Annotated in this window: 16 protein-coding genes; 8 read left to right on the plus strand and 8 right to left on the minus strand. The window is 58.4% G+C overall.

What is annotated here, in order from left to right:
- Positions 1 to 4 precede the first annotated feature (4 nt).
- The 8 genes from pheT to selO all read left to right on the plus strand — a co-directional run bounded on the left by pheT (position 5) and on the right by selO (position 8162).
- Positions 5 to 2392: a phenylalanine--tRNA ligase subunit beta gene (gene pheT / locus ACOTXF_RS02325; protein ID WP_023292673.1), complete on the plus strand. Its 2388-nt coding sequence runs from the start codon at positions 5 to 7 to the stop codon at positions 2390 to 2392.
- A 4-nt stretch (positions 2393 to 2396) separates the two neighbouring features.
- Positions 2397 to 2696, plus strand: a complete 300-nt coding sequence (gene ihfA, locus ACOTXF_RS02330) for an integration host factor subunit alpha (RefSeq protein ID WP_003857805.1) — start codon at positions 2397 to 2399, stop codon at positions 2694 to 2696.
- A gap of 103 nt (positions 2697 to 2799) precedes the next feature.
- On the plus strand, positions 2800 to 3780 hold the full coding sequence (gene btuC, locus ACOTXF_RS02335; RefSeq protein ID WP_023327171.1) for a vitamin B12 ABC transporter permease BtuC: 981 nt from the start codon (positions 2800 to 2802) through the stop codon (positions 3778 to 3780).
- Positions 3781 to 3802: 22 nt separating this feature from the next.
- Positions 3803 to 4354, plus strand: coding sequence for a glutathione peroxidase (locus tag ACOTXF_RS02340; protein WP_021241087.1), 552 nt, complete (start codon positions 3803 to 3805; stop codon positions 4352 to 4354).
- On the plus strand, positions 4354 to 5109 hold the full coding sequence (btuD, locus tag ACOTXF_RS02345) for a vitamin B12 ABC transporter ATP-binding protein BtuD (RefSeq protein ID WP_008500651.1): 756 nt from the start codon (positions 4354 to 4356) through the stop codon (positions 5107 to 5109). Before ACOTXF_RS02340 ends, btuD begins: the two co-directional genes overlap by 1 nt.
- Positions 5110 to 5183: 74 nt before the next feature.
- Entirely contained in the window at positions 5184 to 5648 is a 465-nt protein-coding gene (locus ACOTXF_RS02350; protein WP_008500650.1) for an NlpC/P60 family protein, read from the plus strand.
- A gap of 293 nt (positions 5649 to 5941) precedes the next feature.
- Complete coding sequence (locus ACOTXF_RS02355) at positions 5942 to 6658, plus strand: EAL domain-containing protein (protein ID WP_008500649.1); 717 nt, start codon at positions 5942 to 5944, stop codon at positions 6656 to 6658.
- A 61-nt stretch (positions 6659 to 6719) separates the two neighbouring features.
- Entirely contained in the window at positions 6720 to 8162 is a 1443-nt protein-coding gene (selO, locus tag ACOTXF_RS02360) for a protein adenylyltransferase SelO (RefSeq protein ID WP_045415097.1), read from the plus strand.
- Positions 8163 to 8200: 38 nt separating this feature from the next.
- On the opposite strand, the gene ACOTXF_RS02365 is transcribed toward selO, so the two are convergent.
- The 8 genes from ACOTXF_RS02365 to ppsR form a co-directional block, all read right to left on the minus strand.
- Complete coding sequence (locus ACOTXF_RS02365) at positions 8201 to 8980, minus strand: heme ABC transporter ATP-binding protein (RefSeq protein WP_045415094.1); 780 nt, start codon at positions 8978 to 8980, stop codon at positions 8201 to 8203.
- Positions 8973 to 9965: a FecCD family ABC transporter permease gene (locus tag ACOTXF_RS02370; protein WP_045415092.1), complete on the minus strand. Its 993-nt coding sequence runs from the start codon at positions 9963 to 9965 to the stop codon at positions 8973 to 8975. The genes ACOTXF_RS02365 and ACOTXF_RS02370 overlap by 8 nt, the downstream gene beginning before the upstream one ends.
- Entirely contained in the window at positions 9965 to 10786 is an 822-nt protein-coding gene (locus tag ACOTXF_RS02375) for a heme/hemin ABC transporter substrate-binding protein (protein ID WP_094945191.1), read from the minus strand. The genes ACOTXF_RS02370 and ACOTXF_RS02375 overlap by 1 nt, the downstream gene beginning before the upstream one ends.
- A complete protein-coding gene (gene chuS / locus ACOTXF_RS02380; RefSeq protein ID WP_048963061.1) occupies positions 10783 to 11811 on the minus strand; it encodes a hematinate-forming heme oxygenase ChuS in 1029 nt (342 codons plus the stop codon). The genes ACOTXF_RS02375 and chuS overlap by 4 nt, the downstream gene beginning before the upstream one ends.
- A 35-nt stretch (positions 11812 to 11846) precedes the next feature.
- The gene (locus ACOTXF_RS02385) at positions 11847 to 13829 is read right to left on the minus strand and encodes a TonB-dependent hemoglobin/transferrin/lactoferrin family receptor (protein WP_047745189.1); all 1983 of its coding nucleotides are present in this window, start codon (positions 13827 to 13829) and stop codon (positions 11847 to 11849) included.
- Between the two features lie 72 nt (positions 13830 to 13901).
- Positions 13902 to 14084: a hemin uptake protein HemP gene (gene hemP / locus ACOTXF_RS02390; protein ID WP_021241095.1), complete on the minus strand. Its 183-nt coding sequence runs from the start codon at positions 14082 to 14084 to the stop codon at positions 13902 to 13904.
- A gap of 198 nt (positions 14085 to 14282) precedes the next feature.
- On the minus strand, positions 14283 to 15329 hold the full coding sequence (aroH, locus tag ACOTXF_RS02395) for a 3-deoxy-7-phosphoheptulonate synthase AroH (protein WP_008500645.1): 1047 nt from the start codon (positions 15327 to 15329) through the stop codon (positions 14283 to 14285).
- A gap of 152 nt (positions 15330 to 15481) precedes the next feature.
- Entirely contained in the window at positions 15482 to 16315 is an 834-nt protein-coding gene (gene ppsR, locus ACOTXF_RS02400; protein WP_008500644.1) for a posphoenolpyruvate synthetase regulatory kinase/phosphorylase PpsR, read from the minus strand.
- Between the last annotated feature and the right edge of the window lie 217 nt (positions 16316 to 16532).

Here is a 16532-nt window from a genome sequence, read left to right on the forward strand (position 1 = left end):
AACAATGAAATTCAGTGAACTGTGGTTACGCGAGTGGGTGAACACCACGCTGGACAGCGACGCGCTTTCTAATCAGATTACCATGGCGGGTCTGGAAGTGGACGGCGTTGAGCCGGTTTCAGGGGCATTCAACGGCGTGGTCGTCGGCGAAGTGGTAGAGTGCGGCCAGCACCCTAACGCGGACAAACTGCGCGTAACAAAAGTAAACGTAGGCGGTGACCGTCTGCTGGATATCGTCTGCGGTGCGCCAAACTGCCGCCAGGGGCTGAAAGTGGCCGTGGCGACCGTCGGTGCGGTACTGCCGGGCGATTTCAAAATCAAAGCGGCTAAGCTGCGCGGCGAGCCGTCTGAAGGCATGCTGTGTTCCTTCTCCGAGCTGGGTATTTCCGACGATCACAACGGCATCATTGAGCTGCCGCTGGATGCGCCAATCGGCACCGACATCCGCGAATACCTGAAGCTTGATGACAACACCATCGAAATCAGCGTCACGCCAAACCGTGCTGACTGCTTAGGGATCATCGGCGTGGCGCGCGACGTTGCCGTGCTGAACCAGACCGAGCTGAACGCACCGGAGATCGTCCCGGTTGAAGCGACCATCAGTGACGTGCTGCCTATCCAGGTTGACGCTGCGGATGCCTGCCCGCGCTATCTCGGTCGCGTGGTGAAAGGCATCAACGTGAAAGCGCCAACCCCGCTGTGGATGAAAGAGAAGCTGCGCCGCTGCGGTATCCGCTCTATCGACGCCGTGGTTGACGTGACTAACTACGTTCTGCTGGAACTGGGCCAGCCAATGCACGCCTTCGATAAAGATCGTATCGAAGGCGGTATTGTGGTGCGCATGGCGAAAGAGGGCGAAACCCTGGTTCTTCTGGACGGCACCGAAGCGAAACTGAACGCCGACACCCTGGTGATTGCTGACCACAGCAAAGCGCTGGCAATGGGCGGTATCTTCGGAGGCGAGCATTCGGGCGTCAACGACGAAACGCAAAACGTTCTGCTGGAGTGCGCGTTCTTCAGCCCGCTTTCCATCACCGGTCGCGCACGCCGTCACGGCCTGCACACCGATGCGTCCCACCGCTACGAGCGCGGCGTGGATCCTGCGCTGCAATACAAAGCGATGGAGCGTGCGACTCGCCTGCTGATCGACATCTGCGGCGGCGAAGCGGGCCCGGTTATCGACGTCACCAACGAAGCCACGCTGCCGAAGCGTGCGACCATCACCCTGCGTCGCAGTAAGCTGGATCGCCTGATTGGGCACCACGTTGCCGACGCGCAGGTGACCGATATTCTGAAGCGTCTGGGTTGCGACGTAACCGAAGGTCAGGACGAGTGGAAAGCCGTTGCGCCGTCATGGCGTTTCGACATGGAAATTGAAGAAGATCTGGTGGAAGAAGTGGCCCGTGTTTATGGCTACAACAACATCCCTGACGAGCCTGTGCAGGCAGGTCTGGTGATGGGCACCCACCGTGAAGCCGACCTGTCCCTGAAGCGTGTGAAAACCATGCTGAACGACAAAGGCTATCAGGAAGTGATCACCTACAGCTTTGTTGATCCAAAGCTGCAGCAGCTGATCCACCCGGGTCAGGAAGCGCTGATCCTGCCAAGCCCAATTTCCAGCGAAATGTCCGCGATGCGTCTGTCCCTGTGGACGGGCCTGCTGGGCACTATCGTTTACAACCAGAACCGCCAGCAAAACCGCGTGCGAATTTTCGAAAGCGGTTTGCGCTTTGTACCGGATAATCAGGCAAATTTAGGCATCCGTCAGGATCTCATGCTGGCTGGCGCCATCAGCGGTAACCGTTATGAAGAGCACTGGGACCTGGCAAAAGGCACGGTTGATTTCTACGATATGAAGGGCGATCTGGAAGCGATTCTGGATCTGACCGGTAAATTATCTGAAATTGAATTCCGCGCAGAAGCCATTCCGGCCCTGCATCCAGGCCAGAGCGCCGCCCTCTATTTAGACGGCAAACGCATTGGTTTTATTGGGGTTGTTCACCCTGAGCTGGAGCGTAAACTGGACCTGAATGGCCGTACCATCGTGTTCGAGCTGGAATGGAACCTGGTGGCAGACCGCGTGATTCCTCAGGCTCAGGACGTCTCCCGCTTCCCGGCAAACCGCCGTGATATCGCGGTTGTGGTCGCGGAAAATGTGCCCGCAGCAGATATTTTGGCCGAATGTAAGAAAGTTGGCGTAAATCAGGTAGTTGGCGTAAACTTATTTGACGTGTACCGCGGCAAGGGCGTAGCAGAGGGCTTTAAGAGCCTGGCTATCAGCCTGATCCTTCAGGATACCAGCCGTACACTCGAAGAAGAGGAGATTGCCGCTACCGTCGCCAAATGTGTAGAGGCATTAAAAGAGCGATTCCAGGCATCATTGAGGGATTGAACCTATGGCGCTTACAAAAGCTGAAATGTCAGAATATCTGTTTGATAAGCTTGGGCTTAGCAAACGGGATGCCAAAGAGCTGGTAGAGCTGTTTTTCGAAGAGATCCGTCGTGCTCTGGAAAATGGTGAGCAGGTAAAACTCTCCGGCTTTGGCAATTTTGATTTGCGAGATAAAAACCAACGTCCGGGCCGCAACCCGAAGACGGGGGAAGATATTCCCATTACAGCCCGCCGCGTGGTGACCTTCAGACCCGGCCAGAAGTTAAAAAGCCGTGTCGAAAACGCAACGCCCAAAGCAGAGTAATATGAACTAACTAAAAAGGCCGCCCACGCGGCCTTTTTTCTTTGCGCTCTCAGGCAAACCCGCCGTAAAATCAATTACATCTCTCGCTACGAAAACCGTAAACATGCTTGATTATGTCCATCTCCAGCACCGTTCCGATCGGCGTCACCTGCTTATTCTGGTGCTGCTGCTCATTGTCGCCGCAGGCGTTAGCCTCTGCGCCGGTGACCGGTGGATAGGGCCCGAAAGCTGGTGGGGACCTGACGGACAGCTCTTCGTCTGGCAAATTCGTCTGCCGCGTACCGTCGCGGTGATGCTGGTGGGTGCCGCGCTGGCGCTGTGCGGCACCATTATGCAGGCGTTATTTGAGAATCCTCTGGCGGAGCCCGGGCTGCTCGGCGTGTCTAACGGTGCGGGCGTGGGGCTGATTGCAGCGGTGATGCTGGGCGGAGGAGAACTCTCCGGCTGGAGCATTAGCCTGAGCGCGATCCTTGGCGCATTACTGATAACGCTCATCCTTCTTCGTTTTGCCAGACGGCACTTATCGACCAGCCGTCTGCTGCTTGCCGGCGTGGCGCTGGGGATCATCTGTAGCGCGCTGATGACCTGGGCGGTCTACTTCTCGACCTCTTTTGACCTTCGGCAGCTCATGTACTGGATGATGGGCGGCTTTGGCGGCGTCGACTGGCAGCAGGGCTGGCTGATGGCGCTGCTGGTGCCGGTCATCGTATGGGCTGCCCTGCAGGCGCAGCCGTTGAATATGCTCGCGCTGGGTGAAACCTCAGCCCGCCAGCTGGGCATGCCGATTGGGTTCTGGCGTAATGTGCTGGTCATCGCCATTGGCTGGCTGGTCGGCGTCAGCGTGGCTCTGGCGGGCGCGATTGGCTTTATCGGTCTGGTGATTCCGCATATGCTTCGACTGTGCGGAATCACGGACCATCGAACCTTGCTTCCGGCCTCGGCGGTTGCCGGGGCCGTCACGCTGCTGGTGGCCGACATCATCGCCAGGCTTGCCCTGACGGCCGCAGAGCTGCCCATTGGCGTGGTGACCGCCACGCTGGGCGCGCCGGTCTTTATCTGGCTACTATTAAAAGCTGGACGTTAAATCGACAACCTGAGGAAATGCTATGCAGTCAGATATCCTGAATACTGAAGTGACCACCATTGATGGCGATAAAACCACGCTGGAAGGCTACAAAGGCAATGTGTTGCTGATCGTCAACGTGGCATCCAAATGCGGCCTGACGCCGCAGTACGAGCAGCTGGAAAACATTCAGAAGGCCTGGGAGAAAGACGGTTTTACCGTGCTGGGCTTCCCCTGCAACCAGTTTCTGGGGCAGGAGCCGGGCAGCGAAGAGGAGATTAAAACCTTCTGCAGCACTACCTACGGCGTAACGTTCCCGCTGTTCAGCAAAATCGATGTCAACGGTGAAGACCGCCATCCGCTGTATGCGAAGCTGATCGCTGCCGCACCGAAAGCCGTCGCGCCGGAAGGCAGCGGTTTTTATGAACGCATGGCCAGCAAAGGCCGCGCGCCGCTTTATCCGGACGATATTCTGTGGAACTTTGAAAAATTCCTGATAGGTCGCGACGGCCAGGTCGTACAGCGTTTTTCACCGGATATGACCCCTGAAGATCCGATCGTCATGGAATCGATCAAGCTGGCGCTGGCGAAATAATGTCGCTGCTGATGCAGCTCACGGACGTTGCCGAGAAGGGACGTCTGGAGCCGATAACCGGCGCCGTCAATGCGGGAGAAATCCTGCATCTTGTCGGGCCAAATGGCGCAGGAAAGAGCACGCTGCTGGCACGGATGGCAGGCATGACTGCCGGAGAAGGGCAGATAATGTTGCTGGAGCATACGCTGGCCGAGTGGTCGCCGGTCTCGCTGGCGCATCGGCGCAGCTATCTCGTGCAGCAGCAGGTCCCCCCCTTTGCGATGCCGGTCTGGCACTATCTGATGCTGCATTTGCACGACAAACATTCTACGGCACTGCTGACGGACGTGGCCGCGGCGCTGGGGCTGGAGGATAAACTCTCCCGGCATGTCAGCCAGCTATCCGGCGGCGAATGGCAGCGGGTGCGTCTGGCGGCTGTCATTGTTCAGATCCACCCGGCCGGTAATCCTCATGGGCGGATGCTGCTTCTCGATGAACCGATGAGCGGTCTGGATGTGGCGCAGCAGGCGGCCCTGGATACCCTGCTAAGTGCGCTCAGCCGAAAAGGCATCGCCGTGGTGATGAGCAGTCATGACCTCAACCACACCTTGCGTCATGCCCACCGGGTGTGGCTGCTGTCGCAGGGGAAGATGATCGCCAGCGGTACGCGGGATCAGGTTCTTACGCCGCCCAATCTTGCCCGCGCGTACAACATGTCGTTCCGCAGGCTGGATATTGAGGGCCATAAGATGCTGATTTCGACCGGGCAGGAGTAAGCGTTTCTTGCCTGTGAGCACAATTGCACGCTAAATTACGAAAAGAACAAAAAAAGCAGAGGATTCGTCTGAAAATGCGATTCTGGTTTCTCCTGATGGCCGCACTTTTTCTTGCGGGATGCAGTAGCCATCGTGCACCGCCGCCTAACCCACGGCTTTCAGATTCGATCACCGTCATTGCCAGCCTCAACGATCAGCTGAGCAACTGGCGCGGCACGCCTTATCGCTACGGCGGCATGAGCCGTGGCGGTGTAGATTGCTCCGGCTTCGTTCTGATGACGTTTCGCGACAAGTTTGATTTACAGCTGCCGCGTGAAACGCGTAAACAGGCAGAAATCGGCACGGAAATTGATAAAGACGACCTCCTGCCCGGGGACCTGGTTTTCTTCAAAACCGGATCGGGGGAAAGCGGACTTCATGTGGGCATTTATGATACTGACAACCAGTTCATTCACGCCTCGACGAGCCGCGGCGTGATGCGCTCTTCTCTTGATAATGTTTACTGGCGTAAAAATTTCTGGCAGGCACGACGTATATAATCTTCGTCGTATACCTCTCTTATGACGGCATGGTAGCGAATAAACATGCCGTTTTTTCTCAAATAAGATGATTAAAGTTAAATTTACCTAAAATTAGCGAATCCCTCATGTATCTGTTTTATCTAAAACTGGCTATTATTTTGCAACCAGGATAAGATTATTTTAGATTCAGGGAAAAATCTGAAAATTAATACGGAACTAATGAAATTAATCTTATTAAAATCAAGACAGTGGAATTGTGTCGGCAATTGCTCCAGGATGTCCTCTCTCATCTTTAATGCGGGGCGAGTGCAATGATAATTACGCTAGATAATGCTTACCAGTCTGAACTGCTGCTTTTGCCTGCCCGTAATAGCGCAGGGGAGCTTAAAGGTTTAGAAATTCTGGTTAACTTTACTGGCGTCGACAGCGATGTGCGGATCCCCACTGAGCTTGTTATCCCACGACTTTCAGCGGCTGAAGAGTTAGCGCTGTTTAACGAAAAACTGCAATTGCTTGATACCTGCAAACTGTTTTTTATTCAGCATCAGTTAATTGCATGGATCAATATTACACCTGCAATAGTTGAATTTTTATTAAGTAATGGAAACGCTGTTTCAATTCTTGAGCGTTATCCGTTTCTTGAGTTTACTGTTAATGAGAATTATCCAGGTTTAAATAACGGAAAGGACGATCTTCAGCTGGCGAGAATGGCAATCCATTTCCCATTGGTGCTGGCAAACTTTGGTGCAGGCGCTGCATCGCTCAAGGCGGTCTACGATGGATTATTTAAACGGGTTATTCTCGATAAAGGCTTCATTCAGCAGCGTGCTTCAGAGCTCTCTTTTGAGCCATTTATGCGCGCCATCCTCTGGCAAATCACGCCGCACTGCCAGTCTGTGATTGTCTCGGGCATTGACGATCACGGTCTGTTGCAGCGCGTGTTGTCCTTTAATTTTGGCGCCATGCAGGGAACGCTCTGGCCTGCCGTCTCGGCGGAACACGTCACTACGCTGGTTCAGCAGCGATAACCCTTGCTTTCGCCCGTGTTTAAGTCCGGGTAAACCCTCTACACTGAAAGCAGGAGGACTTATGACCCTGTCTTTTACTGCTCACTGGCATGACGAGTTGCCGGGATTTTATACCGCACTCAAACCCACACCGTTACAAAATTCACGCCTTATCTGGCATAACGATCGGCTGGCAGAAGAGCTGGCCATTCCGCCTGAGCTGTTTCAGCGTTCAGGGAGCGCTGGCGTCTGGGGAGGCGAAACGCTGCTCGCCGGTATGCAACCCCTTGCTCAGGTCTATAGCGGGCATCAGTTTGGCGTCTGGGCTGGGCAACTGGGCGACGGCAGGGGGATCCTGCTCGGTGAACAACAGCTTCCCAACGGGGAGACGGTTGACTGGCACCTGAAAGGTGCGGGCCTGACGCCCTATTCGCGGATGGGCGACGGGCGTGCGGTTCTGCGTTCAACGATTCGCGAATGCCTGGGCTCCGAAGCGATGCATGCCCTCGGTATCCCCACCACCCGTGCGCTGTCGATCGTGACCAGCGACACGCCGGTTGCGCGCGAAACCGTGGAAAAGGGCGCAATGCTGATGCGCATTGCGCAAAGCCATCTGCGCTTCGGTCATTTTGAACACTTTTACTATCGCCGCGAGCCGGACAAGGTGCGCCAGCTGGCTGACTTTGCCATTCGTCACCACTGGGCGCAGTTGCAGGACGACGCGGATCAATACGCTCTCTGGTTCAGGGACGTGGTGGCCCGTACCGCAGCCCTGATTGCCCGCTGGCAAACGGTAGGTTTTGCCCATGGCGTCATGAATACGGACAACATGTCGCTTCTCGGGTTGACCTTTGACTACGGCCCGTTTGGTTTCCTGGATGATTATCAGCCAGGGTACATCTGTAACCACTCCGACTATCAGGGGCGCTACAGTTTTGACAATCAGCCCGCGGTGGGCCTGTGGAACCTGCAGCGGCTTGCGCAAACCCTGTCGCCGTTCATCGACGTTGATGCCCTCAATGATGCGCTCGACAGCTATCAGGCGATCTTACTGCGAGAGTATGGCTCGCTGATGCGCAACAAGCTGGGGCTAGTCACGCAGGAGAAGGGCGATAACGACATCCTCAATGGCCTGTTTGCCCTGATGGCGCGCGAGGGCAGCGATTACACGCGCACCTTCCGGATGCTGGGCCAGACGGAGCAGCACAGTGCCGCCTCGCCGCTGCGCGATGAGTTTATTGACAGACAGGCGTTTGACGACTGGTTTGCATCGTACCGCACGCGGCTGCAGCAGGAGCAGGTGGATGATGCGACCCGCCAGGCGCAGATGAACGCTACGAACCCTGCGATGGTGTTGCGCAACTGGCTGGCGCAGCGGGCGATTGAGCAGGCCGAGCAGGGCGAGTACGACGAGTTACACCGTCTGCACGTGGCGTTGCGCACGCCGTTTGCCGACCGGGATGATGATTACGTCAGCCGCCCGCCTGAGTGGGGCAAGCGGCTGGAGGTCAGTTGCTCAAGCTAGTGTCTGGCCGGAGTCGGCGTCATCAGAATCCGGACCGGTCAGGAGGCGAGAAACACCTGCGGCACGGCGTGAGCCGGATGCCTGCCGACGTGAATCTGTGCGCCGTACCAGCGCGCCAGCGCATCGGCCTGCAAAACGGTTTCCGGCTCTCCCTGGGACACGATCCTGCCGCTGTGCAGGAGCAGGATGCGATCCGCCCACAGCGCTGCCAGGTTGAGGTCGTGCAGCACCGCGCACACGTGCAGATGTCCCCGGCTGGTCAGGGATTTCAGCAGGCGCAGCAGATGCTGCTGGTGATAGAGATCCAGCGCGGACGTCGGTTCATCAAGAAACAGCCAACCGCGCGGCGCACCGTCGCACCAGAGCTGAGCCAGCGCGCGGGCGAGCTGAACGCGCTGCTGCTCGCCGCCGGAGAGCGCGGCAAACTGCCTGCCCGCCAGCGGTAAACAGCCGGTGATGGCCATCACCTCCTCGATCACCGACGCTTCTGGCGTGCGGGTCCAGGGCGCACGCCCCATACCGACCACCGCCTCAACCGGCCAGTCAAATCCGATCTGCGTGCTCTGGCGCATCACCGCCCGGTAGCGGGAGAGCCTTTCCGGTTTCCAGGCCGCAAGCGGTGTGCCCGCCAGGCTGCACCGTCCCCCAGCAGGTTTAAGATAGCCGGTAAGCAGTCGCAACAGCGTCGATTTCCCGGCGCCGTTGGGGCCAATCAACGCCACCAGCTCGCCCTGAGATAAGGTCAGCGACACGTCGTTAATCAGCGTGCGTTGCCCGGCGCGAAAAACAAGGTTTTCTGCACAATAGCGTTCAGCCATGCGCACCTCCACGACGAAAGATCAGCCACAGGAACCACGGCGCGCCGAGAAGGCTGGTCAATAAGCCAACCGGCATTTCCGCCGGAGCGACCACGCTGCGCGCCAGCGTGTCGGCCATCAGCAGGAGCAGCGCACCGGCCAGCACCGAGCCGGGGAGCGTGGCCCGATGGTCGGCTCCCAGCCACATGCGCACCAGGTGCGGCACCACCAGGCCAACAAAACCGATCACGCCGCTGATCGCAACGGCGGCAGCCACCAGCAGGGCGCTGCACAGCAGCAGGATCCGCTGCACGGCGGCCACCTCCACGCCGAGATAGTGCGCCTCTTCGTCGCCCAGCTGCAGCAGGTTGAGGGGCCCTGCCAGGCGCCAGATAATCAGCACGGTGGGGATCATCAGCGACGCGACGACCAGCAGCGTCGACCACTGGGCCTGGCCGAGGCTGCCCATTCCCCAGAGTGAAAGCTGGCGAAGCTGGGCATCATTGCTGAGCCATGACAGCACGCCGACGGCCGCACCGCACAGGGCGTTGATGGCAATGCCCACCAGCAGCAGGCGCGACAGGGAAGCGTCACGCTGACGGCTGAGCAGGAAAATCACGGAGGTGGCGGCCAGCGCGCCGAGAAACGCCGCCAGCATCGGGGCATACAGCATCACCAGTGCAGGCAGCGAGAGCGGAAGCACCACCCACAGCGCGACGGCAAGTGCCGCGCCGCTGCTGATGCCGAGCAGGCCCGGGTCCGCCAGCGGGTTGCGGAACAGCCCCTGCATCACGCAGCCCGCGAGCGCCAGCGAACCGCCGATCGCCAGCGCCAGCAGCACGCGTGGCAGGCGGATCGTCAGCCAGATCTGACGCAGGGCCTCGTCGGTGCCGTTCCAAAGCAGGCTGACCGGCAGGCGCAGCGCGCCAATACCGCTGGCCGTCAGCGTCGTGACGACCAGCAGCGCGGCCAGCATCCACAATGACAGGGCGACTCGCCGGGCCATCAGGGCAGTTGCTCCGCTTTTGTACGCAGCTGCCGGATGGCTTCCGGCGTTCTCACGCTAAAGCCCAGCAGCGCCATATCATCAATCGCCAGCACCTGCTTATTACGTCCTGCCGGGGTTTGCGCCAGCCCGGGCAGCGTCCACAGATTCGCTTCGCCACCCAGGGCGTTGATGCCGTCCTGCGAAATCACCACCAGATCGGGCCGGCTGGCAATCACCCCTTCCTGAGACAGCGGCTGATAGCGGGTGAACCCCTGCATCGCATTCTGCAGCCCCGCCGCGCGAATGGCCGCGTCCGCGCCGGTCTGTTGTCCGGCAGCCATCGCGGTCATCCCGCCGTGGTTGAGAATAAACAGCACCCGTTTGTTGAGCGGCGATGTGGGCAGGGTTGACAGCGCCTGACGCAGCTTGCCGCGCAGGGCTTCCCCTTCGGCCTCGCGATGCGTCGCTTCCGCCACGATCCGCACTTTTTCGTCGATGACGCTCAAATCGTTAGCGGCTGGAACCGCGATAACCCGGACGTGGCTTTGCTCAACCTGCTTTAGCGCCAGGGAGGGCTGCGCCTGGGCGCTGGCCAGCACCAGCGTGGGGCGCATGGACAAGATCCCTTCCGCGTTGAGCTGACGCAAATAGCCCACGTCCGGCAGCACGTTCGCCGCCTGCGGCCACCGGCTGGTGCTGTCGCGGGCCACCAGGGAAGACGACGCGCCGAGGGCGTAGACAATCTCGGTGACGTCGCCGCCGAGCGTGACGATTTTCTCCTGCGGCGCAGCAAACGCCAGCAGGGGCAGGGCGCTGAACAGGACAAGCCACCGTTTCATGCGGCCAGCCCTTTCGCCGTCAGGGCGTCTATCTGGCTGCGCCACTGGCTTTGCTCCGGCTCGCCTTCGGTGCGCTGGCCGTACAGCTGGGCGATTTGCGTCCCGTCGGCGGCAAACAGCTCCAGGCTGGTGACGTGCCCGTCAGCGGTTGGTTTGCGCGTGACCCACGTCTCCGCAATGGCGTCTTCAAGCAGGTGCAGGGTAAAGGTTGAGTTGAAGATGTTCAGCCAGCCTTTCATCGGCGCCAGCTTTTCCACCACGCCGGTGAAAATCTGTACGCAGCCGCGGTTGCCGACGAAGACCATGATTTCATTGCCGTCACGACGCGCCGTCTCCAGCAGTTGCGCCAGCGCGCTGTTCTCTACCCGACAGGCCAGATCGTCCCCCACCAGGCGAAACGCCTGCTGGCGGCTGAGGTTATGGCGTTTGAGGAGGCTGAAGAACTGGTGCACGTCGGTCATGGCGCGCCACTCTTTGTCCACGAGGTCGGCTTGCGCATTTTCCGTGTGAGCAGGCGCGTCGGGCGCCTTCAACGCCAGCGGTGGATTATCGGCAAAGATAAAACGGGTCAGCACGTCGCCCCAGGCGGAAACGTCGGTGTTATCCGTGGCGTAGACCTTCAGCAGGGCATCGCCCTGGTGGTCGAAGAACTGAATGCTCTGCCGCTCGCCGCGGGCGGTGGCTTCACTGATGTGAAACGCGCTTGCCCACTGGTTGAGGAACAGGCGTAGATCCAGCGCGCGCGGGTTCAGCACCAGCCCGGCATGGCCGTTCAGGTGCTGGTTGGTGAAGCTTCCGACCTGCTCGTGAACGGCGTAGTCGTTGCGGCAGATGCACTTGGTTTCGCCCACCGCCTCCAGCGCGCCCAGGATCTCGCGGATCTCACCGCGCAGTCGCCAGGCGTCGTGACCCACGCGGGCAAAGGTCAGCTCTGCTTCGCTGATATTCATTAACCCTGCGATGTCGCGCGCGTACTTACCCGGATTGTCTTCTTTCAGCTCAAGCCAGCGCGTGTAGTGATTCATTTTCTTATCCTTCTGAAGAGTTGCCCCGACGGGAATTACCACTGATAGCTTACGAAAATCTTGCCGTTACGGCCGTCCTGCGGAATGCCCTGAGGTGACCAGTATTCTTTGTCAAAGGCGTTGCCGAGCACCAGCGTCGTGGTCACGCCTTTGAGCTGCTCCTGGCCCTTATAGCTGACGTAGAAGTCATTGACCGCGTAGCCCGGCTGCTTGCTGTAGCTGCTGCTGATATGCGTTGAGCGATCGACAAAGGTGCCAATCCAGCCGACGGAAAAACCGCTCTGCGCCACCGGAATGTCCAGCTTGCTGGTGACGGTATCCGGGTTGATGCTGGAGATGTACTCGCCCGTATCGGTGTCTTTCCCGCGCGTGCGGTTATAGGCCAGGTCGAGGTTGAAGAGGTCGGCAGAGTATTTTGCCATCATGTCCCAGCCCCAGATTTTGGCGTTCGGAACGTTATAAGACATGGTGGTCGCGGCGGCAAAATTGACGGTGGTGGAGATATAGTCTTTAGCTTTGGTATCGAAATAGCTGGCTTTAAACTCCAGCGCATCGTTGGCAAGCAGCAGATCGTCAAAGCGCAGACCGAACCCAAACTCCTGCGTTTCGTTGGTTTCCGGGCGCAGGTTCGGGTTTGGCACCCAGTAGTTGGTATAGAAGCGGCCAATAGAGAAGTGTTTGGCGTCGTTGTACATCTCGCCCATAGTGGGCGCGCGGAACGCCTGCGCGTATGAGCCAAACAGCATCAGCCAGTCAGTCGGGCTGACGGTCAACCCGGCGCGGGAGGACCATTTATCGGCATCCACGTCGTCGTAGCCATTGCTGCTGCCGCGGTAGTTGTCATAGCGCGTACCGCCCAGCAGGGTGACCGGCAGATCGCGCAGGGTGATCTCATCCTGCAGCCAGCCGGAGCTGAAGTCGATTTTCGCCTCCGGGAAGCCGGTGGTCGCGCCGCCCGGATGCTGCTCCTGACGGTAGTATTCCCCACCGTAGGTCAGCAGATGTGCTGCAAACGTGTCGCTGAACAGGCGGGTGCGGTTTTCCACCTTGCCGCCTTTGGTGGTTTGCTTGCGGAACTCACCGCTGTTGTCGATATTCTGGGCATTAATGCGCGCTTCGGACCAGTAGACCTTCGCGTCGGCGTTCAGCCAGTCGTTACCTTCCGGGGCGATGCGGTAGCCCACCTGCGCGTCACGCTGGATGGTGGAACGATCGGTCATCGGGTTACTGCTGTCCGCCCCAGTGGTTTGCGGGTTTTTTGGTTCCTGAGCATCATTGTTGTAGTAGCGCAGGGCGCCGCTCAGGGTCTGGGCCGGGTCGATTTTCCAGCTGCCTTTCGCCAGCATGTTATTGATGGACTCGTCGTTAGGGGCGGTTACTCCGTCGCTCTGGCGAATATCACCGCGATCCCGGCTGGACCAGGCCACCAGACCGTCCAGCGTGTCGGTGCGGCCATAGGCGCTGGCCCCCATGCCAAGACTGTGATCGCCTGTCGCCCCCGTACCAAACACACGATAACCGCTGTTTTTACCCGTTTCCAGCAGGTCTTTTGCATCGACGGTGTCATAGGAAATCACGCCGCCCAGCGCGCCGCTGCCGTACAGCAGGGCCGACGGGCCGCGAACCACTTCGATACGCTTAATCAGCGCCGGATCAAGGAACGTGCTGTTCAGGTGGCCGGTGTCGGTGCCCTGACGCACGCCGTCAACCAGCACCAGCACGCCGCGACGATCGTAGCCGCGCAGGTTCACGTCCTGCCCGTTGGTGCGCCCGGTGCCGTCCAGCGTCAGGCCGGGAACGTTACGCAGCAGGTCGGCCGCCGAGCTGGCGGTTTGTTTCTCCGGCGCGCTGGCGTCAATCACGCTCACCATCATGGGGGCTTCAAAGGCGCTGCGGGCGTTGCCCGTGGCGGTGACGGTCATTTCATCTGCGGCAGCAAACGCGACGCCCGGCAGGGTGCTGACAATCGCCAGCGCCAGAAGTGACGGGCGTAAAGACGCGGAAGGCAGGTGTGGCATAGCAACTCTCCATAAAGAATCGAAAGCGCTGGCTGCCTGGGGATCACCTGGGTGGCTGGCGAAGTTTTTGGTTTATTTTGTGAGGATCAGTTTTCCGGCATGGGTCTGGCGCAGCAGATAGCGCTGGCCGTCATGCTCGATAATGACCCGCCCCGCATCGCCGAGCAGGGTTTTGCTGTCAATTCGACGCTCGGTAGGGGCTGGTGCTGTGTCTGTTTTTGCTGGCGTTGCCGCGCTGTTATCCGTACGTGACATAATGTTTATAAATAACAATCAATGTAACAATGATAATCATTATCAATAAACTGCAAATTTACGGCAAGCGTTTTTGTGAAAAAAGGGTGAGAGGATCAATATTGTGCAATCAAAAGCCCGGTGGCGGCTTCGCCTTACCGGGCCTACAACGGCACGAATCGTAGGCCGGGTAAGGCGAAGCCGCCCCCCGGCAGGATGTTAAAAGCGCGTGTCCACGGCTGCAGCCAGCTTCTCCAGCAGCAGCTCGCTGTCTTCCCAGCTCAGGCACGGGTCGGTGATCGACTGGCCGTACACCATCTGCTGGCCAGCAACGATTTTCTGCGTGCCTTCTTTGATAAAGCTCTCCGCCATAATCCCTGCAACGGCGGTTGAACCGCTGCGGATCTGCTGGCAGATCTCATCGCAGACGTCCAGCTGGCGGCGATGCTGCTTCTGGCAGTTGCCGTGGCTGAAGTCCACCACCAGATGTTCCGGCAGGTCGAATTCCGCCAGCGTTTCACAGGCCGCCGCAATATCCTGTGCATGATAATTGGGCTTCTTCCCGCCGCGCATGATGATGTGCCCGTACGGGTTACCGCTGGTCTGGTAGATGGTCATATGACCGCTCTTGTCCGGCGACAGGAACATGTGGCTGGCACGGGCCGCGCGGATGGCATCGACCGCAATACGCGTATTGCCATCGGTCCCGTTTTTAAAGCCGACCGGACAGGAGAGGGCGGAGGCCATCTCGCGGTGGATTTGGCTCTCGGTGGTGCGTGCGCCAATCGCGCCCCAGCTGATCAGATCGGCGATAAACTGCCCGGTCACCATATCAAGGAACTCGGTGGCGGTCGGCACGCCCAGCTCGTTGACCTGCAAAAGCAGCTTCCGCGCCAGCTCGATGCCGTGGTTCACGCGATAGCTGCCGTTGAGGTCAGGGTCGGAAATCAGCCCTTTCCAGCCCACCACGGTCCGCGGTTTTTCAAAGTAGGTTCGCATCACAATCTCAAGGCGGTGCTGATACTTATCCCGCAGGCCCTGAAGCCGTTTTGCATAATCCATCGCGGCATCCAGATCGTGGATGGAGCAGGGACCAATCACCACCAGAAGACGCTTGTCTTCACCATTGAGGATTTTTTCAATGCGGCGGCGGGAGGCCGTCACGTGTTCCGCAACGGCCGCGGAAACAGGATGCCGCTGGGCCAGTTCAGCCGGCGTGACCAGGCTGTCAATGCGCGCAGTGCGGAGTTCATCGGTTTTATTCATGGAATGTCTCAGAAAATTTTTGCTTCATCGGCAGACTACCGGGAAGTGATGGGCATCACCTTAAACCAATCCCTGCTGATTTCAAGTTCGGGGCGACATAGCCCCGTGGTTGCCGATGATGATACCTGATTCTGAGCTAATGTACTAGCATATTAGTACATGCGGCGATTAAGCCCCATGATGTCGAGAATTTTGGTGGCAATTTCTTCCACAGAGTAGTTGGTGCTGTTCAGCCACGGGATCTGATTTTTGCGGTACAGGGCTTCCACTTCGGAGACCTCCATCCGGCACTGGCGCATGGAGGCGTAGCGGCTGTTCTCGCGGCGCTCTTCGCGGATGGCGGCAAGGCGCTCCGGATTAATGGTCAGCCCGAACAGCTTGTGCTGCAGTGGCTTCAGGGCGGCGGGCAGCACCAGGTTATCCATATCGTCAGCGATGAACGGGTAGTTGGCGGCGCGAATGCCGAACTGCATCGCCAGGTAAAGGCTGGTCGGCGTTTTGCCGCAGCGCGACACGCCAAGCAGGATAACCTGCGCCTGGTCGAGATTACGCAGCGAGATGCCGTCGTCGTGCGCGAGGGTGTAATCGATGGCGGCGATACGGGCATCGTACTTGGTCAGGTTGCCGGGGTTCAGCCCGTGGGTTCGGTGGGCGATAGGCGTTGGGTCGAGCTTCAGCTCGCTTTGCAGCGGAGCCACCAGCGCCTGCACGATATCCTGGCAGAAGCCTTCACTCTGCAGAATGATGGCGCGGATCTCGGGGATCACGATGGAGTAGAACACCAGCGGGCGAACGCCGGTCTGCTGGTAAATGGCGTCGATCTGGTCCTTCACCGCTTTGGCGCGGCTCTCATTTTCGACAAACGGCAGCGTGATGCTGTTGATCGATACGGGAAACTGCGACATCACCGCGTGGCCCAGCACCTCGGCGGTGATCGCCGTACCATCAGAAATATAAAAAACGTGACGATCGACAGCACTATCCATTTTATCCACCCTGAATATCAGACGTAATTGTCTGAAAGCATAAATTAAAAAAGTAATTTACACAGCAAAGAACTTATCCTAATTATGAATGAAACGCTGTTTTTGATTTTCCTGAAAAGTGGATTTCATTTTTCAAATAGCGACTTTATTTTTGGGGTTTTTGGCAGAATATAGAGGAATCATCGGGTTAATCGTTGATGGGAAAGTATCCGAAAAG

Origin of the sequence: Enterobacter cloacae complex sp. IR53041 (genome assembly GCF_049238285.1) — a bacterium.
Lineage (GTDB): Bacteria > Pseudomonadota > Gammaproteobacteria > Enterobacterales > Enterobacteriaceae > Enterobacter > Enterobacter roggenkampii.